17 protein-coding genes are annotated in these 22,149 nt (G+C 43.8%); 10 read left to right on the forward strand and 7 right to left on the reverse strand.

The genetic code is table 11. From position 1 onward, the window contains the following. Positions 1–507: 507 nt before the first annotated feature. Complete coding sequence (locus tag SCB77_RS17495) at positions 508–1,764, forward strand: MFS transporter (protein WP_320183284.1); 1,257 nt, start codon at positions 508–510, stop codon at positions 1,762–1,764. 91 nt (positions 1,765–1,855) lie between these two features. Here SCB77_RS17495 and smc read toward each other — a convergent pair whose 3' ends face one another. The 5 genes from smc to SCB77_RS17520 form a co-directional block, all read right to left on the reverse strand. Beyond that, entirely contained in the window at positions 1,856–5,398 is a 3,543-nt protein-coding gene (gene smc / locus SCB77_RS17500; RefSeq protein ID WP_320183285.1) for a chromosome segregation protein SMC, read from the reverse strand. A gap of 173 nt (positions 5,399–5,571) precedes the next feature. Further along, complete coding sequence (locus SCB77_RS17505) at positions 5,572–6,237, reverse strand: ribosome maturation protein SBDS (protein WP_320183286.1); 666 nt, start codon at positions 6,235–6,237, stop codon at positions 5,572–5,574. A gap of 131 nt (positions 6,238–6,368) precedes the next feature. Continuing rightward, complete coding sequence (locus SCB77_RS17510; RefSeq protein WP_320183287.1) at positions 6,369–7,055, reverse strand: DUF4397 domain-containing protein; 687 nt, start codon at positions 7,053–7,055, stop codon at positions 6,369–6,371. A gap of 92 nt (positions 7,056–7,147) precedes the next feature. Beyond that, positions 7,148–8,248 (reverse strand): DMT family transporter, encoded by a 1,101-nt coding sequence (locus tag SCB77_RS17515; protein ID WP_320183288.1) that lies wholly within the window; start codon positions 8,246–8,248, stop codon positions 7,148–7,150. 1 nt (position 8,249) lies between these two features. Beyond that, positions 8,250–8,729 (reverse strand): Lrp/AsnC family transcriptional regulator, encoded by a 480-nt coding sequence (locus tag SCB77_RS17520; protein WP_320183289.1) that lies wholly within the window; start codon positions 8,727–8,729, stop codon positions 8,250–8,252. 220 nt (positions 8,730–8,949) lie between these two features. On the opposite strand from SCB77_RS17520, the gene SCB77_RS17525 reads away from it, so the two are divergent. Further along, entirely contained in the window at positions 8,950–11,874 is a 2,925-nt protein-coding gene (locus tag SCB77_RS17525; RefSeq protein ID WP_320183290.1) for an FAD-binding and (Fe-S)-binding domain-containing protein, read from the forward strand. A gap of 49 nt (positions 11,875–11,923) precedes the next feature. Then, entirely contained in the window at positions 11,924–12,547 is a 624-nt protein-coding gene (locus SCB77_RS17530; RefSeq protein WP_320183291.1) for a hypothetical protein, read from the forward strand. A gap of 5 nt (positions 12,548–12,552) precedes the next feature. Here SCB77_RS17530 and SCB77_RS17535 read toward each other — a convergent pair whose 3' ends face one another. Continuing rightward, on the reverse strand, positions 12,553–12,714 hold the full coding sequence (locus SCB77_RS17535) for a hypothetical protein (RefSeq protein WP_320183292.1): 162 nt from the start codon (positions 12,712–12,714) through the stop codon (positions 12,553–12,555). A gap of 264 nt (positions 12,715–12,978) precedes the next feature. Between SCB77_RS17535 and SCB77_RS17540 the strand changes: the two genes are divergently transcribed. The 4 genes from SCB77_RS17540 to SCB77_RS17555 are packed head-to-tail and all read left to right on the forward strand — an operon-like array spanning position 12,979 to position 17,847. Beyond that, positions 12,979–13,857, forward strand: coding sequence for a hypothetical protein (locus tag SCB77_RS17540; RefSeq protein ID WP_320183293.1), 879 nt, complete (start codon positions 12,979–12,981; stop codon positions 13,855–13,857). A 35-nt stretch (positions 13,858–13,892) separates the two neighbouring features. After that, positions 13,893–14,705 carry an alpha/beta hydrolase gene (locus SCB77_RS17545; protein WP_320183294.1) on the forward strand — a complete coding sequence of 271 codons (813 nt, stop codon included), beginning with the start codon at positions 13,893–13,895 and terminating at the stop codon, positions 14,703–14,705. A gap of 9 nt (positions 14,706–14,714) precedes the next feature. After that, positions 14,715–17,030: a TonB-dependent receptor gene (locus SCB77_RS17550; protein ID WP_320183295.1), complete on the forward strand. Its 2,316-nt coding sequence runs from the start codon at positions 14,715–14,717 to the stop codon at positions 17,028–17,030. A gap of 7 nt (positions 17,031–17,037) precedes the next feature. Beyond that, positions 17,038–17,847 carry a DUF4249 domain-containing protein gene (locus tag SCB77_RS17555; RefSeq protein ID WP_320183296.1) on the forward strand — a complete coding sequence of 270 codons (810 nt, stop codon included), beginning with the start codon at positions 17,038–17,040 and terminating at the stop codon, positions 17,845–17,847. Here SCB77_RS17555 and SCB77_RS17560 read toward each other — a convergent pair. Continuing rightward, positions 17,844–18,470, reverse strand: coding sequence for a polysaccharide deacetylase family protein (locus SCB77_RS17560; RefSeq protein ID WP_320183297.1), 627 nt, complete (start codon positions 18,468–18,470; stop codon positions 17,844–17,846). The two genes, SCB77_RS17555 and SCB77_RS17560, sit on opposite strands and share 4 nt — an antisense overlap. A gap of 58 nt (positions 18,471–18,528) precedes the next feature. Between SCB77_RS17560 and SCB77_RS17565 the strand changes: the two genes are divergently transcribed. The 3 genes from SCB77_RS17565 to SCB77_RS17575 are packed head-to-tail and all read left to right on the forward strand — an operon-like array spanning position 18,529 to position 22,146. After that, positions 18,529–19,881: a TolC family protein gene (locus tag SCB77_RS17565; RefSeq protein WP_320183298.1), complete on the forward strand. Its 1,353-nt coding sequence runs from the start codon at positions 18,529–18,531 to the stop codon at positions 19,879–19,881. A gap of 7 nt (positions 19,882–19,888) precedes the next feature. After that, positions 19,889–21,208, forward strand: coding sequence for an efflux RND transporter periplasmic adaptor subunit (locus SCB77_RS17570; RefSeq protein ID WP_320183299.1), 1,320 nt, complete (start codon positions 19,889–19,891; stop codon positions 21,206–21,208). Positions 21,209–21,237: 29 nt separating this feature from the next. Further along, positions 21,238–22,146 carry a helix-hairpin-helix domain-containing protein gene (locus SCB77_RS17575; protein WP_320183300.1) on the forward strand — a complete coding sequence of 303 codons (909 nt, stop codon included), beginning with the start codon at positions 21,238–21,240 and terminating at the stop codon, positions 22,144–22,146. Positions 22,147–22,149 lie beyond the last annotated feature (3 nt).

Raw genomic sequence — 22,149 nt, forward strand, 5'->3', positions numbered from 1 at the left:
CAATTTGAGCTCATATAAAATGGAAAGCAAAATGCTAGCATTTTCACAGAAATGCTAGCATTTATTGCCACAGTATTAGCTTGTGAAACAGGAAAGCTAGCATATAGCGTAGCATTGCTAGCAGGTGTGACAAATCAAGAAATCGATGGCACTTTAGAGTGAGATCTAATGTATGGGTTCGCTCTGCGAGTGTTTCATAGGTCGATGTTAACCGTTTAACGCTATCATACAGCTTGCCTAAGCGGATAGTTAGCTTTTTTTTCATATGTTAGTGCGTGATGAAGGAAAGAAAAGCTTTTTTGCATTCTATAAATTTTCTTATACCTTTGTGTATCATGAAGATCACGTCGTTATACAGGATTTTAACCATACGCATCAGAATAGCGTAGGGACGAGGTTCCAAACCTTGTTTTCCGGTGGTGAGTAAGCAGTTTCTTGCTTATTCCTCTTTATAAAACAATTTTATTTTGTCAGGCTTACTACAAGAAGCCATTACGATTTATTTATATGAAAGCGCATTGGAAGAAGAAATTCTTAATGATATGGACAGGGCAGTTTGTGTCTTTGATCAGCAGTTCTGCTGTAAATTTTGCTATTATTATATGGCTGAGCATTGAACACGCATCAGCCGAAGTATTGGCGTATAGCGCTATTGCGGGCATGCTGCCGGCAGCGCTTATCGGTCCTTTTGCTGGTGTTTATATCGATCGTTGGGATCGTAAAAAAACGATGATGTTGGCTGATACTTTCGTTGCGGCCTGTACCTTGGTGATGTCGGTTAGTTTCTATATGGGGCATGAAAGCTTGCTTCTTATTTACCTAATGTTGGGATTAAGGTCGGTAGGCTCGGCCTTCCATATGCCGGCGATGCAGGCTGCCATCCCTATGATTGCACCGGAATCGGAATTGCTTCGCATTGCGGGCATTAACCAAACCATACAATCTATATCGTCTATTGCTGGACCTGCGCTGGGAGCTTTGGCGATATCGATGATGTCCATTGGCAATGTGCTCTTGTTGGACATTGCTGGTGCGGTAATCGCCGTAGGTTCTCTGTTATTTGTGCACATTCCGAACCCCAAGATCGCCGAGAAAGCTAAGGCTAGCTTTGCGCAGGTATGGAATGATCTGCAGGGTGGATTTCGAGAGATCACAGATAATAAAGGTCTAATGTGGCTGTTTGTGTTTTCAACCGTCGTAACCTTCTGCATCATGCCTATTGCAGTGCTCTTTCCCTTGCTCACACTAAACCATTTCCACGGTGGAAAATGGGAAATGAGCATCATTGAGATGATGTGGGGCGTAGGTATGTTGGTCGGCGGTGGCCTGATTGGTATCTTTAAGCCCGCGTTTTCCAAAATACGGCTCATCAACTGTACGTATGTGGTCTTGGGGTTGTCGCTGGCTTTGTCGGGTTACTTGCCCGCAAGCACTTTTTTTATTTTCGTAGGATTGACTATTGTTGGTGGTATCGCAGCTGCAGTATACAATGCTTGTTTTATGACCGTTCTACAGGAAGAAGTACAGCCTGAGTTGCTGGGAAGAGTCTTCTCGCTTTATTTCAGTATCGCTATTATTCCGACGGTATTAGGACTTCTAGGTACCGGGTGGGCGGCGGACGCTTTCGGTGTTAACTATTTGTTTATGATATTGGGGAGCTTAATAGTAGTGATCGGCGTATTGTCCTTCCTTAATAGCGCCTTAGGTATGTTGGGCAACGCTAGAAAAACTAAGGAAGCTGCCGCATCCGATGAAATGAGCTAGTATTCTAGATTAAAGGCTGTTTGATCACACAACGTTCACAAAAAAGAGATTGCAACGAACTTCTGGCAATCTCTTTTTTGTAAAATCTTACTTAGGCTACATCACGCAGGTCTACCGCGACAACGCGTGAAACTCCTTGCTCAACCATCGTTACACCGTAGATAATATCAGTGCTGGCGATGGTGCGTTTATTGTGCGAAACAATGATAAACTGCGAGTTTTTAGAGAAATCGCGGATAATATTGTTGAATTTATCGATGTTTGTATCGTCCAACGGAGCATCGACCTCATCGAAAATACAGAATGGAGCGGGCTTCAAGAGGTAAAGGGAGAATAGCAACGCCGTAGCGGTAAGGGTTTTTTCACCACCCGACAGCTGATTGATCGATAGCGGACGTTTTCCTTTCGGGCGGGCGATGATATCGATATCAGATTCTAGCGGGTTCGCGGGATCGGTTAATACCATATCGCAGGAATCTTCCTGATTGAATAAGGAACGGAAGACATGGATGAAGTTCTCACGTACCGTGTTGAAGGCATGCATAAATTTGTCGTTGGCGGTTTGGTCAATCTCGCTGATTGTAGCCATTAACGTTGCCTTTGCTTCCAGAAGGTCATCTTTCTCCTTGGTAATAAAGCTGTGGCGTTCACTCATTTCATCATACGCTTCTTTGGCCATAGGGTTGATAGAGCCGTAGGAATCCAATTGTTTTTTTAGCTTGTCACATGCCTCGATCAGCTCGGCCTGTGAGCGTTCGATTTCGGGTGTTTCGTTTTGTAGTAATTCTTGAAGGTCGATATTAAATTCGACCGCTAAACGTTCTTTAAGGCTGTTGAGCTCCAGTTGCAGCGCGTTTTTCTTATCTTTCAGCTCCGACAAGAGGAAGTCATTTTGGTCTTTGTTGCGCCGTGATTGTGCGATATGATCTTCCAGATCTATAACGATTTTGCGTGCTGCAAAGAAATCGTCTTCGATTTCCTGCAATCCTTTTTCCAAGGCCTCCTTTTGTGTATACATGGCCGTAAGATCCTCGTCATTGTTGTCCGTGAAGGACTGCGCATGTTTCATGTCTACTTTCACCTGCTCATATTCCAAGCTGTTTTTTTCCATGCGCGATTCGAAAGTTTCCTGTTGGCTTTCTCGGTACTCCACATCCTTCTGTAGACTGGAAACCTTGTTTTGCTGCTGGTGGAATCGGATATTCTCCTGATTAAAAACCGTAGATTTTTCGTTGAGTATATCGGATATTTCCGCATAGGCGTCCTGCAGCTCCAACATCTCTTGCTGGTGCGTTTGGCTCTCTGATTTCAGTTGCACAAGCTGCGGCTCGGCTTGCTGTAGCTGCTCACTGATCAAACTAACTTTATTTTCTATATCCTGCTTTCTATTTTGGCTGTTCGTAATGAAGGCTTGATATTGCTCCTGCTTCGTCTTTACCGAAATAAGCTCATTGTTCAGGCGGTTAAGTAGGTTGCGCAACTCGTCTATCAAATCTTTTTGTGAAGAGATACGCAAGGTTGCCAATCGATCCACGCCATCCATTTCCTTGCCCTGCAAAGCTTCGATCTGTTGATTAAGTTCTTTGATCTCTTTGCTCAGGTTTTCCAGGTTTTTAGCCCTGCCTATACGTTTTCCTTCAAAAAGCCCCACCGATCCACCACTCAGCCCGAGCATGGTTTTGGAGAACTTTCCTTCTGGATGAAGCACAACGATGTTTTCGCTAGGGAGCTGGTCGCTTAGGCTGTCTGCAGCTTCTGGTTTTAAGAGATATACGTGCTTTAATAGCTGCTCGCACAGATTACTGTATTTCTTGTCTACTTTGATGACAGCTAGCGCTGGCATGAGCCGATCCGATGGGTGAACATGCGGCTGGCTGTCGGCCGATTGGATAGCATCGAGCACAAAAAAGTTTGCCCGCCCGCGTGAGGCATCGCTCAACAACTGGATTGCCTGCACGGCTTCCTGTTGGTTTTCCACCACGTAGTGGTTCATGATAGGCTCTAGGTAGTTTTCTATCGCCACACGATATTCCTCTTGGCAGAAGAGGATGTCGGAAAATAAGGGGTATGATTTTTTCCAGCCTGCGTTTTTGCGTAAGAACTTGATCGACTCTGGAAAGCCTTCTAGGTTGTCCACAAGCGATTTGGTAAGGCTGTATTCATTCTGCTTGGCATCCACCAAACGCGACTCACGATTGATTTGGTTGCGCGTCTCGGTCAATTCTTCCTCGATCCCCTGTATTTCGCGCTGTAGGCTTTCTTCAGCACGTACAGCCGCATCGTATTGCTCTTGTTGCTGTTCTACACGTTCTTCAAGATCGGCTACGGCTACATTAAATTCGGTAAGTTCTTCCTCTTTACTACTGGCATCAGATACGGTACGTAGCGACTCTTGTTGTAAGGCATCCTGTTGGATGTGGAGCACGGCGATCTCTTTCTCCAAGGTGTAGATATTGTTTTGCAGAACGGCGCTCTGTTGGGTAAAGGCATCGAGTTTGGCACGCGCCGACACCTGTTGCGTACGTAGCTCGTCCACCTCTGTTTTATTTTTTGCTATGTCCTGTTGGTAAATATCCAACGTAGATTGCTCTTGGAACAATTCTTCATGGATGCGTTTTAGTGTTTGTACAACATGTTCCAGCTGTGCTTTGTCTGTATTCAGCTCCGTTGTTAGCCTTGTTTCTTTATCTTGCAGGTGACGTAGCTGTTCATTTTTGATCTTTTTATCCGATTCGTAAGAACGGATCTTATTGACGTATTCGTTTGTGCTTTTCTGTTGTGTAGCTAGATTTTTCTCTTTTGAAAGGATGTCATCACGTAATGTTTTCAACTGTTGCTCACTGCTGGCGATAATTGTTGTGCTTTCCTGAATAAGTGCTTGTTGCGCCTGCTCTTGCTCGGTTATGCCTTCCAAATCGCTACTGAAACCGTCTAGTCGGTAATAGGCTAGACCAACGCTGGCTTCGCGATATTCGTCTTTCAATTGGAAATACTTATCTGCTTTTTTTGCTTGCGTTTCCAGTTGTTTCAAGTTCTTGTTGATCTCATATAGCAGATCGTCTACCCGTGATAGGTCGCCCTCCGTATCCTTGAGTTTCGCTAAGGTTTGTTTTTTACGAACTTTGTATTTGGAAATGCCAGATGCTTCCTCGAATAAATTGCGCCGAGAATTCTCTTTGTTGTTGATAATCTCGTCGATCATTTTCAACTCGATGATGGAGTAGGAGTCTGCGCCTAGGCCGGTATCGAGAAAGAGATCTGTAATATCTTTGAGCCTGCATTTAACGTCGTTCAGACGATATTCGCTGTCGCCGTTGCGATAAAGTTTACGGGTAATGGTGACCGTCGAAAATTCCGTAGGCAGTAGGTTGGCATTGTTGTCGAATGTGAGAGATACCTCGGCCAGATTCGCTGGTTTACGGTTTACCGTTCCATTGAAAATAATATTCTCCATCTTTTCCGAACGCAACATGCGCGTGCTCTGTTCGCCCAATACCCAGCGAATAGCATCAACTACGTTGGACTTTCCACAACCGTTAGGGCCTACAATGGCCGTAACGCCTTCATTGAAGTTAATGGTGATCTTGTCACCAAAGCTCTTGAAACCCTTGATCTCTAATTTTGTTAACTGCATAGTTGCTCCCTAAGTACTCGAAAAAATTGAGGACGAAAATACGGATTTTTACACAGAACAAAAATTATCCATTGCTATTCTATTGGAAATGTATGCTTGCATACGCAAGGACATGGCAACGGGCTTAGCATAGCTCTTCAAGCCTTTCTTAGTTTTAACTAGCTAGCGTAGGGTTAATTGGAAATTTTAGCTTTAGCTTTGAGGTACATTTTGCCCATCTCGGGGTCATTAGGATAGCGTTTTTTACCGATATCGAATAATTTTAAAGCTGCACGAGGGTCGTTCTCTAGATAGCGTTTGAGACCAAGGTTGAATATCAATGTATGTAAGTTGCTGAGAGCCAAAAGAGGCTTCTTTTCCTTGCTTTTGCTTATTTCTTCTTCGATAATCGTGAGAAATTGTTCCGATAGTAAATAGTTGCCGGAGTCGAATGCCGCCATAGCCAGGCGTAGTGATTCGATTACTTTGATCTTCCGAAGCTTTTCATCGCTAGCAATAAAAGGATACTTCTTTGTCCAGGCTGCTAATTGTGTAAAATTAGTTTTTGCGTCTTTTTGTGCGTTCAGCTTTTTTATAAAAATTGTCGATAGTAAATTTTTAGCGATGCTATCATTTGGAAGATAGTTGAGGTAGTCTTCGATAATTTCCAAAGACTCATCGAAATGTTCAAATGCATAGGCGGTAACTGCTGCGTTGCGGCGATCTTCAAAATATTGACTATCGCGTTTGACAAGGCTGTCATTAGTAATGAGTAAATCAACCGTTTGTTGGGCCTTTGAAACGATCGGTAAACAGAGAAAGAAGAAACCGTAAAGAGTAATAAGTTGGTTGATGCGCATGGTTGTTCATAATATCAAGTAAAGGTACTTTTTTCTATGAACAATAGCGCGAAGCAATCGTTAGAAGATTTTTGTTGAATAAAAAAAGCTTCACCTTACAATTGGGGAAGCTTTTTTATCTTTTGCTACATTTAATGTGCTACAACACCAAGGTATAGCGGTGTTGCGGTATCATCTTTTGTTCCAATTAATATGATAGTGTAATAATAACCTTTTCTAAAAGTGTAATCTGTTCTGCTCGCAATAGTATTACCTTCGGTATCGGTAATCTTTAAGGGGATGTTGCCGCTGGTTTTTGCGACAAATGTTTGGTTGCTGACCGCACTTGTTCCTGTTTCCACCGCACGATTGGGGAATGATGCTGTTGACTCGGACCCTAAGAATAGGTTTACGTTGCCTATGCCATTCGCTAGATTTAAGAATCTGCATGCACTTTGTTCACCGAGGTTGGCGACACTTTTGTCTTCGATAAATGCAAATTTAGCATTGTCTGCATTTCCGTAAATAATGGATGAGTATGCCGTGCTGTCTTTGATAACGAGGTTGGTGTCTACTAATGATTGATTTCCGTTGTTTGAAAAAATCGAGAGATTTCTTTCGCCCACCAACATGCTGGCTACAGAGAAGCTTTTGTATGCCAAAGGTAGCGTGCCGATTGACGTACGGAAATAGACACTTTCCATTTCAGAATAGCCATTGATGAATGTCATGAAGCCTTGCGGCGGACGTACATAATCATCATTGTCTTTCAAACAACTGCTCAGTGTCATGATGCCCAAGATCAGGCAAATAAAGGATTGTATAGATAACTTTTTCATGCGTCGTTAATTTGCAAATAATACGCAAGGAAGAAAGTAAGTGCTACAGCTTCTTGAAAAAATAAATTTAAAACAGGATCAATAGCGCAATGTTATTGATCCGTTGTTTTCTTTTTCTCATGCTTACTGTTGAACTGCGCGATTTCAATAATTCGCGGGATACTGCTTTTGGGGGCCATCTCCCGTAGTTTTTTTATGCGTTTTGCTCTTTTGTAAACTTTGAATTTCTTATTGTCTCGATAGAGATTCCAATTCATAAGTAATACACTGAGCAAAACAACAACAAGTCCACCGATTTGAAGTACACTGACGTGATGGCTTGTGAAATAATGAGCTAAAATTAACGCAACGATGGGGTTGATGTAAGCATAGGTACTAACTTCTGTCGCTGGCCGATGCTGCAATAGCCAAATATAGCTCCCAAAAGCCAAGATGGAGCCCATCGTTGCCAAATAGGCCATCGCTCCCCAGTCGACAAGTCGTACTGACGCAATATCAAAACGGGCATATTCGCCGCTTAGTACTGCTACTAAGGTAAAGGCAATACCGGCTGATACCATTTGCCAAGCTGTCTTCACCATCACGTGCAGATCTTCCTGCTCGCCTTTACTCTCCCGATCCCGCTTCTCTTTGCTGTATTTGGAAATCAAGGATCCAACGGTCCAGCCGATGGTGCCCAGCATAAGGACGATCATGGCTATCAATTTCATATCTTGATGCTGCTCGTTCGCGTCGTCCGTGAAGAGCTGCTCCGCAAACAGCATGCACACGCCCAAAAATCCAAAAATGAGACCGATAACGATCGGGGGACTAGAGAAGTTTTGTTTCCACTTCGGTTTGTCGAAAAGAATAAACCATATGGCAGCAGCAGAAGAAAGGATGGTGACGATCGCGCTGGATATGTACTGTTCTGACCAAATAATGGCGGCCATATCCACAAACAACAGTAAAAAACCGATGAAAAGGGCGTCTTTAACAGCTGATTTGATGTATAATTTATAGCCGCGCGCCCAGCAGTAGCTCATCAGAAGTGTGCCCGCAATAAAAAAACGGATAGAACCCAATACAAAAGGGCTAAAGCTCTCTAGCGCCTTTTCAATAAAGAAAAAGGTAGATCCCCATACGATGTATACCACCAAATAGGCGAAAACGATGCTCGCTGTTGCTGGTGTCCCTTGCTGCTGTGTTTTCATTTTATTTTTTTGTTGGAATAACCAACTTTTGTTCTTCTTTTACAGTTTCTAAAACGATCGTCGTGCGTGTGGAAATGATGCCTTCGATCTTCCCTAGTGAGTTGCGCATTAAATCAACGAGCCCAGCAGCGTCGTTCGTACGCACTTTGATTAAATAACCGTCATCACCTGCAATGTCGTGTACCTCCTGTACTTCCGGGATTTCTGCCAACAGAAAACCGACCTTTTGTACGCCGATGATATCTTGAGCTTTGATGAAAATAAAAGATAACATCTTTTGGTCGAGTGCATGGGGATTGATTTTTGCATTGTATTGCAAAATCACCTCCTTCTGCTCTAACTTTTTGACACGCTCTAAAATAGCAGACGGTGCCATACCAAGCTCTCGCGCTATATCAGCATTGTTTGTACGCGCGTTATCCTGCATAATACGCAAGATCTGGTAGTCGATCTGATCGAGATTATATTCAAGTTTTGCCATAACGCTGCAAAATTAATCATTAAAGAATTATATTCAAAATTTTATAATCATTATTGAATAATATTCTATTGTGAATATTTTATTTAGAATATTATTCCATTTGAGTTGTTTTGAAATGCCTTTTTGTGCGTTTTTATTTTAGAATAAGGTTAAATAACGCAAAGACTTGGGGATTGATCCAGCAATTAAGTAGATTTGCTTCTATAAAAATACTAAAATCGTGCTAATAATAGATAAGCTGCGCCAACTTTCTGACCTACTTGCGGGTGATTTGTTTTATGATGCTACCGTTGCAAAACACCAAACTATGCGTTTGGCTTACGCTACGGACGCCTCTGTTTACCAAGAGTTGCCGCTCGCCGTTGCGATACCCAGTGGAAAAGCAGATATAAAACACCTCATTTCCTTTGCACGTGATACAGGTATTACGCTTATCCCGCGTACTGCGGGAACTTCATTGGCTGGTCAAGTTGTAGGTTCGGGCATCGTGTTGGACATTTCTCGCTTCTTTAACCAAGTGCTGGAACTAAACGTTCAGGAACGTTGGGTGCGTGTGGAGCCGGGGGTAATTCGGGACGACTTAAACAGTTATCTTAAGCCCTTTGGTTTGATGTTTGGCCCTGAAACGAGCACCGCCAACCGCGCAATGATTGGTGGAATGATTGGCAACAATTCCTCGGGATTACATTCGATCGTTTGGGGAGATACAAGACAAAATTTGCTACAGGCAACAGTTATGCTAGATGATGCTTCCGAGGTACAGTTTGAACCTTTGGATGGCGCATCGCTCTTTCAAAAGTTGGCTTCCACTAGCCGAGAGGGCGAAATCTATCGTGCATTGAATGATTTACTGAGTAATGATGCGAATGTAGAGGCTATAAAATCGGGGTATCCGAAGAAGACGCTGAGTCGCCGAAATACAGGCTATGCGCTAGATTTTTTGATCGATAGCGATAAGCCTTTTAACTTATGTCAGCTGTTAGCAGGATCGGAAGGGACATTGGGTATTATTATGGAAGCCAAATTAAAGTTGATGCCTCTGCCGCCTCAAGAGATTGGTTTGGTCTGTATTCATTTTTCGGATATGATCGAGTGTATGCACGGTAACGTGCTGGCGCTGACGCACCAACCGGAAGCGTCCGAACTGGTAGATAAATATATATTGGACTTTACCGTTGGCCACCCGACTTATCAATATAATCGATTTTTCTTGGAAGGCGATCCGCAGGCACTGCTGATCGTTGAGTTTCGGGCAGGAAGTAAAGAGGAGCTCGCAAGAAAGGCTGCTGCATTGATTCAAGATATGAAAGATAAGGGATTGGGCTATGCCTACCCCTTTGTGACAGGAATGGCAGAAACCAATCTAGTGTGGGATGTGCGCAAGGCCGGACTGGGCTTGATACGGAATTTACCGGGTGATGAGCAGCCAGTAAATCTGATCGAGGATTGTGCCGTGGCGCCCGAAGATCTGCCAGCCTACGTAGCGGACGTGCAAGCGCTTCTTGCGGAAGAGGGGGTGCATGCCTCGTATTATGCACATGCTGGAGCTGGCGAGCTGCATATCGAGCCCTTCGTTAACTTGAAGACAGCCGAAGGAAAACGTACCTTCCGCACCATCTTGGACCGGACGACGGATTTGGTGCTTAAATACAACGGATCGCTAAGCGGCGAGCATGGTGATGGTCGCCTGCGTGGGGAATTTATTGGTAAGGTGTTGGGCGAGCAGGTTTACGCCCTATTAAAACAGACAAAAAGCATCTTTGACCCTTGTGGTATTTTCAATGCTAATAAAATTGTCGATACGCCGCCCATGGATACAGCATTGCGCTATGATACGACCTACAAGGGATCGGATATTCCTACTTACTTCGACTTTAAAAAGGATGAGAGTATATTGCGTTTGGCGGAAAAGTGTTCAGGTTCAGGTGATTGTCGTAAGACGGAGGTTTCCGGAGGAACGATGTGTCCATCATTTATGGCTACGCGCGATGAAAAGGATACGACACGTGCCCGAGCAAATATGTTGCGTCAATTTTTGACGAATTCTACGCAGCGCAATCGTTTTGATCATGAAGAAATCAAAGAGGTGATGGATCTTTGTCTGAGCTGTAAAGCCTGTAAAAGCGAATGTCCTTCTCGGGTTGATGTGGCCAAAATGAAGGCGGAGTTTCTACAGCATTACTATGATGAACATGGCGCATCATTTCGATCATCCTTGATTGCAAATTTTACCAAAAGCCAACAGCTTGGTTCTTATGTAGCGCCATTGTACAACATGATTGTAGAGACGCCTTTATTGGCGGGTATGGTGAAAAGAATCGCAGGATTTGCAGCAGCGCGATCGTTGCCCAATGTGCATTTTACGACACTTTCTCAATGGATTGCTAAGCAGCGTCGAGTTTCTTCGGCACGGCGTAAGGTTTATCTTTTCAGTGATGAGTTTACTGAATACAACGATACGGCAATAGGTATTACGGCCTATAAACTACTCACTGCTTTGGGGTATGAAGTTATTGTGCCCCAGCACTTAGAGAGCGGGCGTACTTATCTTTCTAAAGGATTTGTGAAAAAGGCCAAAGAGATAGCGAATAAGAATGTGACCTTGCTGCATCCATTGGTTTCGGAAGAGACGCCTTTGCTGGGAATCGAGCCGTCGGCTATTGTAACTTTTCGTGATGAATACTTGGATTTGGTGGATGAAACAAACCGTACGAAAGCTGGTGAATTGGCAAAGCATGCGGTGATGATCGACGAGTTTTTGGTACGCGAAATGGAGGCTGGACATATATCGTCGGCACATTTTCACCAAGATGTAAAGCATATTAAACTCCATGGGCATTGCTATCAAAAAGCATTTCATTTGGTTGGGTATACCGAGCGTATACTCTCCCTTCCGAAGGGCTATCAGGTAGAGTTGATCCCCTCCGGGTGTTGCGGTATGGCGGGCTCATTTGGGTATGAAAAAGAACATTACGAAGTTTCGATGCGCGTGGCAGAGCTGGTATTGCTTCCTGCTGTCCGTACTGCCGCAGCAGAGACGGTCATCGCCGCAGCCGGTACATCCTGTAGGCACCAAATTAAAGACGGAGCACAGCGTAAATCCTACCACCCCGTTGAAATATTGTATGATGCTTTACTGCGCTAACAAAACAATTAGATGTGTATATTGTTATCCATAAATAAATAGCTAACGTATGAAAAACATAATAATCTCTGCCTCCGTGCTCATGGTTTCGGCGACTTTTTTAGGTAGTTGTGGGGGCTCGTCAAATAAAGATAGTAAGGCTACCGCCGACGCAGCAACGTTGGGACAATTCGTTGGGAACGACAGTGACAATCCTTCTTTGTATCTGTATCTCGCGGATGCCAAAGAAACGGATTCAACAATCGTTTATACAGCGAAGTCTTTGCATGATGCCGATACGGTAGGGATGAAAATTGAAGTGTCGAAAAATATCCCTGCGGGTGTTGGGGCAGATGGTAACCCGGATGAAAAAGATGGTTTCAAAACCGGTGTTATCAAATTTACGACGATCGGCAGTCAATCCGATGCATTTGTAAAAGCACTAGGTCAGGTCTACAAATCTCCAGCGCAAAGCGGCATGGCAACGTCGGTCATTGCACCGCTTGTTTTTTCATCCAACAAACAAGCTGTTGATCTTTCTAAAAATGGAACATACTCGTTCAAATTGTTTATGAACAACAGCGCAGGCGCAGAGGCTGAAGCTTTTGTTATTTTGGATCTCTATCGTCGCCTATTCGAATTAAAAGCCAGAGATAACACGCAGTTTCCTCGTTTGGTGGCAGCCTTTCAATAAAATAACTAAGATTTTAAGATATGTTGATTAGAGCTGGTTTCGGAGGAAACCGGCTTTTTTGTTTGTGAACTAGAATGGACATGCTGCGCTTGACCGTTTGTTCCGATACTGTAGTTGGAAAGTGCAAGCGCAAGTCCGGCAAGGAAAGAGATGATGAGTTTTTGCATAACGAATGTCGTTAGTATGTGCTGATTTCTTTATCGAATCTAGCGGCTTCCGCCCGTCGTTTCAAGCCCAATTAGGTCAATACTGTGCTGTAGTCGGTGAGCCTGCAGTTTTGCTCGGTGAAAATTCTGTTAAATCTGATTTTTTCCCTCCGTTTGTGTTAACGTTTTGTTATCAATAGCTTTTTTTTGTCCTAACCATATAGATTTTTTAAAACAAACGTTATATCCATATGGATATTTCCTAAGTTTTATTATTTTCATTGCATGGTTAGTCGTTTTTTGAGTTGCGTGTTTTTCTCCGCGCTCGTTCTGTTTGTCGTTGCACAAGATATTGGCACGGATAGGGTATCCTTGGGAAAAATAACTGATAGCAGGTTGAATGAACTTTCTGGTTTAGTTAACTCCCGTAGAGATCCATCTTTCTTTTGGACGCATAATGATAGCGGCGACAGTGCCCGGATCTTTTTGATTGATAAGCAGGCAAAACTTCGTTGCGTTGTACGATTAGAGGGAGTGGATCTTGTTGATACGGAAGATATTGCCTGGTTCAAGAAAGATGGTCGATCGTATCTGTTGTTGGCGGATATTGGCGACAACCGTGGAAGGCGCTCTAGTGTGCAATTGTATATTTTTGAGGAACCTGAGTGGAAAGCAGGGCAATCACGTCTTTCGATTCCGCGGTCGAAGATCAAAAAGATCAACCTACAATATGCCGATAGGCCGCGCGATGCGGAGGCTATCTTTGTGGATCCGCATGATTTAAAAGGTTATCTGATCTCCAAACGCGATCTTCAAGTTGGTGTATATCCAATTGACTTTCAGCAGGCAAAGGATGGTGATACCTTGGTGCTAAGGCGTACGTCAAGCCTGCCCATGACATTTATTACTGCGGCGGATATCTCATCTGATGGAAGCCGGATACTGCTCAAAAACCTTGGCCAGGTATTCCAATGGCGACGCGAAGCGAACAAAGATATTGTTGATGTATTTAAACAAGAACCCGATACCTTGTCGTACCAAGCCGAGCCGCAAGGCGAAGCTATTTGTTTTGGCCTAGAAAATAATGTTTTCTACACGGTCAGTGAACGCCCCTTGGGCTTAGATGCGTATCTTTATCGCTATCAAATGCTGTCCGGGAAGTAATCAGCATAGTTTATATTATATTTTATCCTTTTATAATGAAGAATATCCTTTTATTCGTTGTCAGTTTTCTAGTTTTTGGACATAGCAGGGCTGCACAGGTAGATACCGTAGCGGTGTTCAGCGTCGGTATGAATAAAACCATTAAAACGGTTGTTGTGTTACCTGAAAAGCAACAGGCTCGTTCTGTATTGTATTTGTTGCACGGCTATTCCGGCAACTATTCCAATTGGGTGAATAATGCTCCGCAGCTGAAGGAATTGGTTGATCGTTATGGCTACGCCGTGGTTTGTCCAGATGGCGGATTTGATAGCTGGTACTGGGATACAAAAGATCAAAATTATAAATACGAGACCTTCATGATTAAGGAATTGATTCCTTTTATAGAAAGCAAATACAAGATCAATGCTGATCGTGCGCACCGTGGAATAACAGGATTGAGCATGGGCGGGCATGGTGCTTTATATCTTGCATTTCGTCATCAAGATCTTTTTGCTTCTGCAGGAAGCACGGCGGGAGGGGTAGATATCCGACCGTTTCCGAACAATTGGAATATGAAACAACGATTGGGATCCTATGATGCCAACAAAAGCGCTTGGGATGAGCATACCGTAATGGAGCTCACGCATTTGGTGCAGCCGGGCATGTTACAGCTGTTCATCGATTGTGGTACGGAAGACTTTTTCTTCGGCGTCAATAACAAATTGCATGAGAAACTGGATTATTTAAACATTTCTCATCATTATCTCGCCATGCCCGGTAGGCACGACTGGAATTATTGGTCGCGGTCCATCGACTATCAAATGGCTTTTTTTAATCAATGCTTTCTTACGCAATCTAAAACAAAGTAAAGCGCCCTTATGATAAGATTTATTGTTGTTGCAGCCTGCTTGCTGTGTAGTATGCAGGCCTTCGCACAAGACGTCGTACTTAGTGGGGTGCTGCGTGATGCGAATACGGGTGAAACGCTGATTGGAGCGGTTGTTTCCACGGAAAATAATGTACATGCCACCAGTACTAACGCTTATGGTTTTTTCTCGCTCTCACTTCCTTCAGGCATACATAAAATTCAGCTCAGTTATGTGGGCTATGAAACAAAGGTCGAAGAGCTGAACCTCCAAAGCAGCAGGCGCTTGAATGCCGAGCTTAAGCCTTTGGATAACCTTTTGGACGAGGTCGTTGTTTCGGCAAAAAAGAAAGATGGAAATGTGCGCGATGCGCAAATGGGGGCTTTCAATATGACGATGGAAGAGATCAAGAATGTGCCGGTGCTATTTGGCGAAAAGGATCTTTTGAAAACTATACAGCTCTTGCCTGGCGTGCAGAGTGGAGGCGAGGGCACCTCCAACTTTTACGTGCGTGGTGGCGGATCTGACCAAAATCTCATCCTATTGGATGAGGCTACAGTATACAATGCATCCCATTTACTGGGTTTTTTCTCGACATTTAACTCGGATGCCATTAAAGATGTGCAGCTCTATAAGGGCGGCATACCATCCCAGTTTGGTGGGCGTATATCATCGGTGCTGGATATTGCCATGATGGATGGCAACCAAAAACGGTTTTCCACGGAGGGCGGTATTGGCTTAATTGCTTCGCGCTTGAAGATCGAAGCTCCTATCGTCAAAGATAAGAGCTCTTTTATGATCAGTGGTCGACGTACCTATGCGGACATGTTTCTTAAATTGTCCAATGATCAAGATGTGAATCAGAGCAAGCTGTATTTCTATGATCTCAATGCCAAACTTAATTTCAAACTTAATGACAAAAATACCTTGTATTTGTCTGGGTATTTCGGGAAAGATGATCTTGGCTATTCCGACCTTTTTAGTTTTGATTGGGGCAATGCAACAGCAACGGTGCGTTGGAACCATATTTTTAATGACAAGCTGTTTAGCAACACGTCCCTAATCTACAGTGATTTTACGTACAATGTACAGGTGTCGAGCGATGATACCGATTTTAGCATTGCCTCCAAGATACTTAACTGGAACCTGAAGCAGGACTTTTCCTACTATGCAAATACCAATAGCACCATCCGTTTTGGCTTGAATGTATTGCGGCAGTCGATACAGCCTGCAAGTTTAAACGCATCGCGAAGCTCCAATGTGAATTCCATAACCGTGGATACGCGGCAAGGGATAGATTTGGCAGCTTATGTATCACATGAATGGAAGCCCTTGGATCGCTTATCGGTAATCTATGGATTACGCGTAAATGACTTTATGGTGATGGGGCCTGGAACATTTTACGACTTTGATGCCGATGGCGAAAATACGGGTGAAACGTTTTACGGAACACGTGTAGCCAAGCATTATTTCAATTTGGAACCCCGCTTTTCGGCCAGCTTTCTGTTGAATGATCAGAGTAGTATAAAGGCTTCATACAACCGGATTGCACAGAATTTACACCAACTGACTAATACAACATCTAGCCTGCCTACCGATCAATATGTGGTCAGCAGCCTGAATATCAAACCTCAAATAGCCAACCAAGGCGCTGTCGGATATTTCCGCAATTTTATGGACAATGGCTATGAGTTTTCTATGGAAGCCTATTACAAGTACATGCAAAATCAAATAGATTTTCGGAACGGAGCCGATCTGCAAGCCAACCGTCTTTTGGAAGGTGAGCTGCTTTTTGGGATAGGCCGCGCTTATGGACTAGAGTGGTATTTCCGGAAAAATGTAGGTAAATTGAACGGATGGATTAGCTATACCTTGGCGAAAAGTGAGCGTAAATTTGATGAAATAGATAATGGGAACTGGTTCAGCGCGCGGCAGGATCGCACGCACGATCTATCCGTGGTGGGCATGTATGAGCTTTCTAAAAGCTGGACGCTGGGCGCTACCTTTATATTTAACACCGGAAATGCAGTGACTTTCCCAAGTGGCAAGTATGAAGTAGACGGTAGGTCGATGTTCTATTATACGGAGCGCAACGGCTATCGTATGCCTAATTACCACCGTCTGGATCTGTCTGCAACCTACGAACCTCGAAAAGCAAATAAACGCTTCAATTCTAGCTGGACCTTTGGCGTTTACAACGCCTACAACCGAAGGAACGCTTACATCATCGATTTCCGCGACAGCGAAACGACACCAAATGCTACCGAAGCGTATCAGGTTGCCCTATTTGGTATTATTCCTTCGGTTACTTGGAACTTCAAATTTTAACAGAAACATGAAAGCAACATTTTATCTCTATATAGCAGCCTTTTTTTTCGTGTTTACTTCCTGTGAGGAAGTGATCGATATTGATCTCAATGACGCGGATCCGCGGGTGGTGATCGAAGCGCAGCTGTCGGACCTAGCTACAGAACAACGCATCCGCGTGTCCAAAACCGTAGCTTTTACAGAATCTATTGGCTCACGACCCGTAGCAGATGCAGAAGTTTCTGTAACAGATAACCGTGGCCGAGTATATACCTTTACCTACGAGGATAACGGTTACTATATCAATCGCAATTTTAGACCGGCAGCCCATAGGAGCTACGATCTGCTGGTAAATGTGGAAGGCGAGGTTTTTGAGGCTAACTGCGTTATGCCTCCTTTTGTAGAAGTGGATTCTGTAGGAATCTTGGAGGAAACGCTCTTCGGCGATCCCTATTACTTTGCTACATTCAAATTTCAGGATCCTGCAGGTGTGGCCAATTATTACAAATATGATGTTTCGATCAATAGTGCTGGATTTCGATTTGCTAGTGCCCAGAATGATAAGTTTAATGACGGTCTTTATGTAACCCATCAGATATCCGACTTGGATACGGATATGCTGCCAGGAGATAGCATCGTTGTTCGACGTTACTGTATCGATCGTCGGGTTTTCGACTATTGGAACGAATTTCAATCTACTAATCCGGGTACCGCGGCACCGGGCAATCCTACCTCCAATATTTCCAATAACGCATTGGGCTACTTTTCGGTGGCCTCTGTGAAAGAGTTTGGACTGCGTATTCCCGAGGAGGTAATCACGGAAACGGAGGGCAACTAGGCTTTCACCCTGGTTTCCAGTTGATCAAAAGTGAATCCCCTTTTTAGTAGTTCATCGATTACACGTGGTAGGGCGTAGCTCACCCGTGGAATGGCCTTGATGTTATCGTGAAAAACGATAATAGATCCATTCCGACTGTGCTTGATAACATTTCGATAACACTGTTCGGGACTTAGGTTGACATTAAAATCGCCTGAGAGAACGTCCCAAAAAATGACTTCGAAATACGGGTATAGCTGCCGAAGCTGCGATTTCTTTACGCGAGCATAAGGGGGACGAAATAGATTCGTTTTTGTGAGCTTTTGACATGTGGCTATATTCTCGATATAGGCATCATCGTCTGTATCCCAACCTCTAAGATGGTTGTGCGTGTGATTGCCTACGCTGTGTCCCTCTTCCAGCATACGTTGAAAGATAGCTGGATGCTTGAGGATATTTTCGCCCACGCAGAAAAAAGTCGCTTTAATATCATATTGTGCAAGGGTGTCCAGTATAAAGGGCGTTATTTCCGGAATAGGGCCATCATCGAAAGTAAGGTATATTTTTTTATCCTTTCTCGATTTGTTAAACGTGACTTTGCGGTAAAACCAACGCAAAAAAAAGGGCGCATTAACAAAATACATGTTGATAATCTCAGATTTTTGTCTCAAATTTAGGAATCATTTACACTTAAATTACGAAATGATACGAAAATTATCGTCCTGTCTCTTTGCTTGGTTGGTTTTCGTCTGTTTTGGATGCCCCGTAGCTCTAGCGCAGCTGAGCCTAGAGCATGCCATACAGACGACACTCGATCGTAATTTGCAAATACGCCAAGCACAATTTGGTTATCAAATCAGTGAGCAGACGCTCTACCAATCCAAGTCGGAGCTTTATCCAAATCTGTCGTTTGGTTTTAATGGCGGCTACAATTATGGTTTGATCTTCGATCAAACGACAGGACAGTTGATTCGTGGTAGTTCGAACACTAGCGCCGGTGCTAATATAGGCTCTAGTGTGGCAGTGTTTCAGGGCTTTCAGAAAATTAATCAGATAAAAGCTAATAAAATTCAGCTATCCATCGACGCTTCTGAAGTCGATAAGATAAAGAATGATCTCATTCTTTCCGTTGTCACGAATTACTTGGAAGCAATAACCAATGGGGAGTTGCATGAGGCGGCAAAACAACAGGTTAAACTCTCTCGGGAGCAATTGCGACAGGATAGTATACAGTTCGCCGTCGGCAATAAAACCGTGGCCGATCTTGCGCAGTCTGAAAACCAAGTGGCTACCGATGAACTCAGCATCATGACTTCGGAGAATGCTTACGAGCTTTCTTTGTTGAATCTAAAACAGTTGATGGAGATGTCTCCTGATACAATTTTTACGCTCGAAAAGCCAGATATTGCGGAGATTATGGCCGAGTATGCGATTTTATCATTTGATGATGTGTTTGAAAAAGCACTCGATACACAGCCTATTGTGGAACAGGCCGGATATAACATCGCTTTGGCCAAAAAGAACATCGATATTGCCAAAGGTGGTTATTATCCTTCAATTACTCTATCTACGGGTTATGGTACAAATTATTCCTCGCAATTCCTGAATATGCAAACGTTAAACCCTTTGCCTTTCTTCACCCAATTTAATCGAAATAAAACCTTTCAGAGCCAACTGGGCGTCAACGTGCCGATATTTAATAATAACCGAACCAAGGTTGCGGTAAATAAGGCGAAGCTAAGTTTCCTGCAGGCGCAAACGGAAGATGCTATCACACGCCGGAATTTACAGAAAACCATTGGGCAGGCAATCTTGGATCTCAAGTTTGCCAACAAACAGTATTTTACCTCGCAGGTGGCATTCAATTCTTCGCGAGTGGCTTTCGAAGCGATAAAGGAACGATACGATGTGGGAATGGCTAATTCTATGGAGATGTTTACAGCACAAACAAATATGAACAGAGCGGAGTTTGATATGATACGCCGTAAATATGAAATGGTATTCCGAGGAAAGGTAATAGACTACTACATTGGCAATCCAATAACATTTAATTAATACCAGCATGGCAAAGAAGAAAAGTAAACTTCCTATTATATTGGTGATATCCGCCGTGGTTATCCTGACTTTGGTCTTGCTGGGCAATAAGTTCGGATGGTTTGGCGATGGATCGGTACAGAAAGTAGCCGTCAATACGGTGGAGGAGAAAACGATATCGGAGTTGGTCTCGGCTAGTGGCAAAGTGCAACCGGAATTTGAGGTTAAACTGAGCTCGGAGGTGTCGGGAGAAATCATCGAGCTGAACGTTCGCGAAGGCGATAGAGTTAAGAAAGGACAGGTTTTATGTCGAGTTAAGCCCGATTTGTTACAATCTAGTTATGATCAGGTAGCCGCTATGGTGAGCCAACAAAAAGCAAATCTTGCCATGTCGCAACAGGTGCTTAAACAACAGGAAGCAAGTTTTGTAAACGTGGAAGCCATCTATAACCGAAGTTTGGAGCTGTTCAACAAGCGGGTGATTTCTGCTTCGGAGATGGACAAAGCAAGGGCGGACTATGAGGGTGCTCGGGCGAGCCTAGAATCACAGCGTCAGCAGGTGGTTGCATCCCGTTTCGGGGTTAACCAATCACAGGCGCAGTTGCAGGAGGCTGGAAATAGCCTGTCTCGAACGACCATTTACGCGCCAGCGGATGGTATTATCTCCTTGCTTTCTATCGAGTTGGGCGAGCGCGTCGTGGGAACTGCACAGATGGCTGGTACAGAGATTATGCGTATCGCCAATATGGCCACGATGGAAGTTAATGTCGAGGTAAACGAAAATGATATCAATCGGGTGAAAGTCGGTAACACGGCAACGATAGAGGTTGATGCCTTTCAGGGGCGCAAATTTAAAGGTGTCGTGACGGAGATTTCCAGTTCTTCCACATCTACTGGGACAACGACCACGACTACAACTACGGCTGAACAGGTGACTAATTTTAACGTTAAAGTACGCATCGAACCGTCTTCTTATGATGATTTAAGTGCTGAAGATGCGGATAGTGCTTCACCCTTTAAACCCGGGTTGTCCGCGACTGTTCAGATACACACTAAATCGGATAAAGGGCTTATCGTACCCATCCAAGCTGTGACTGTTCGTAGCGATGCGGATAAGACCGACTCCACCAGCACCGATGCAGACATTAAAGAGTATGTATTTGTATTGGAAGGAGATGCCGTTAAACAGGTAGTCGTTACTACCGGAATTCAAGATGATAGTAATATTATTGTTAAATCAGGACTAAAGAAAGGTCAAGAGGTGGTTTCTAGACCTTTTAACGCGATATCGAAGACATTAAAGGATGGAACTAAGGTAAAGAAAGTATCTGCGAATGAGTTGAAGTAGAAACGATAACTGCACAAGGGGGATGGCCTATGAAAAAGTTGGCTTTACTTTTCAAATTAACGGCGCATGAACAACGTGGTTTTGTGCTGTTGCTGTGCGGAATTGTCCTTTTGCAGTTTTTACCGTTGCTTCATCGTGTGGTTTTTCGCTCCGCTACGGCTCTGGAGCCCTTGGTTCGTTTGGAAGAATTGAAAGCGGAGAACGCTTTCGATAACAAAGGCGTGGAAACGGTTCATGTACAGGCTGATGCGCCAGAGCAAGAACATACCTATGCTATAACGCCTTTCAATCCTAACGATCTATCCGAAGAGCGATGGCGTGCGATGGGGTTTTCCGATAAACAGATTCGCGGTATTAAGAATTACGAGCGTAAAGGTGGCCGTTTTCGTAGCGCCGCGGATGTAGCTAAGATGTACACTATATCAGCGAAAGATTTTCAACGTATTGCACCGTTCTTACGCTTTAATGAAGAGTTGTCCGTATCGAACGAGCAGGTAGTGAGAAAGACGAACTTTGTGGAGAAAGAACGGGTAAAGATTTTGCCCTTGAATATTAATGAAGCCGATACCTTGGCATGGCAAACGCTCCCCGGAATAGGTCCTGTACTTTCTAGCCGAATAGTGAAATTTCGAGATCTATTGGGCGGTTTTTACAACATCGATCAAGTGGCTGAGGTATACGGCATAACAGCCGAAACATTCGAAGGATTTAAGACACTACTGTTTTTAGGGAAGAATGCCGTCAAACAATTGCCTATAAACCAGTTGTCGGAACAGGAGTTGGCTCGTCATCCCTATATCTCTGCGCGGAACGCTCGTTATATCGTTCGCTATCGAGAACAGCATGGTGCGTTGCAGAGTATGGAAGATCTAAAAAAGATTTATGCGCTAGATCCCGATTTTTTGCTTAAAATTGAGCCATATTTACAATTCAATTGACAA

Source organism: Sphingobacterium bambusae (assembly GCF_033955345.1).
Lineage (GTDB): Bacteria > Bacteroidota > Bacteroidia > Sphingobacteriales > Sphingobacteriaceae > Sphingobacterium > Sphingobacterium bambusae.

Bases quoted from the DNA above. Each gene is read 5' to 3' on its own strand.
- SCB77_RS17545 (WP_320183294.1), top strand. From the start codon at position 13,893: ATGAAGAATATCCTTTTATTCGTTGTCAGTTTTCTAGTTTTTGGACAT.
- SCB77_RS17565 (WP_320183298.1), top strand. From the start codon at position 18,529: ATGATACGAAAATTATCGTCCTGTCTCTTTGCTTGGTTGGTTTTCGTC.
- SCB77_RS17520 (WP_320183289.1), bottom strand. From the start codon at position 8,729: ATGGCAAAACTTGAATATAATCTCGATCAGATCGACTACCAGATCTTG.
- SCB77_RS17515 (WP_320183288.1), bottom strand. From the start codon at position 8,248: ATGAAAACACAGCAGCAAGGGACACCAGCAACAGCGAGCATCGTTTTC.
- smc (WP_320183285.1), bottom strand. From the start codon at position 5,398: ATGCAGTTAACAAAATTAGAGATCAAGGGTTTCAAGAGCTTTGGTGAC.
- SCB77_RS17560 (WP_320183297.1), bottom strand. From the start codon at position 18,470: ATGTATTTTGTTAATGCGCCCTTTTTTTTGCGTTGGTTTTACCGCAAA.
- SCB77_RS17570 (WP_320183299.1), top strand. From the start codon at position 19,889: ATGGCAAAGAAGAAAAGTAAACTTCCTATTATATTGGTGATATCCGCC.
- SCB77_RS17510 (WP_320183287.1), bottom strand. From the start codon at position 7,055: ATGAAAAAGTTATCTATACAATCCTTTATTTGCCTGATCTTGGGCATC.
- SCB77_RS17575 (WP_320183300.1), top strand. From the start codon at position 21,238: ATGAAAAAGTTGGCTTTACTTTTCAAATTAACGGCGCATGAACAACGT.
- SCB77_RS17550 (WP_320183295.1), top strand. From the start codon at position 14,715: ATGATAAGATTTATTGTTGTTGCAGCCTGCTTGCTGTGTAGTATGCAG.
- SCB77_RS17530 (WP_320183291.1), top strand. From the start codon at position 11,924: ATGAAAAACATAATAATCTCTGCCTCCGTGCTCATGGTTTCGGCGACT.
- SCB77_RS17540 (WP_320183293.1), top strand. From the start codon at position 12,979: ATGGTTAGTCGTTTTTTGAGTTGCGTGTTTTTCTCCGCGCTCGTTCTG.
- SCB77_RS17495 (WP_320183284.1), top strand. From the start codon at position 508: ATGAAAGCGCATTGGAAGAAGAAATTCTTAATGATATGGACAGGGCAG.
- SCB77_RS17535 (WP_320183292.1), bottom strand. From the start codon at position 12,714: ATGCAAAAACTCATCATCTCTTTCCTTGCCGGACTTGCGCTTGCACTT.
- SCB77_RS17505 (WP_320183286.1), bottom strand. From the start codon at position 6,237: ATGCGCATCAACCAACTTATTACTCTTTACGGTTTCTTCTTTCTCTGT.
- SCB77_RS17555 (WP_320183296.1), top strand. From the start codon at position 17,038: ATGAAAGCAACATTTTATCTCTATATAGCAGCCTTTTTTTTCGTGTTT.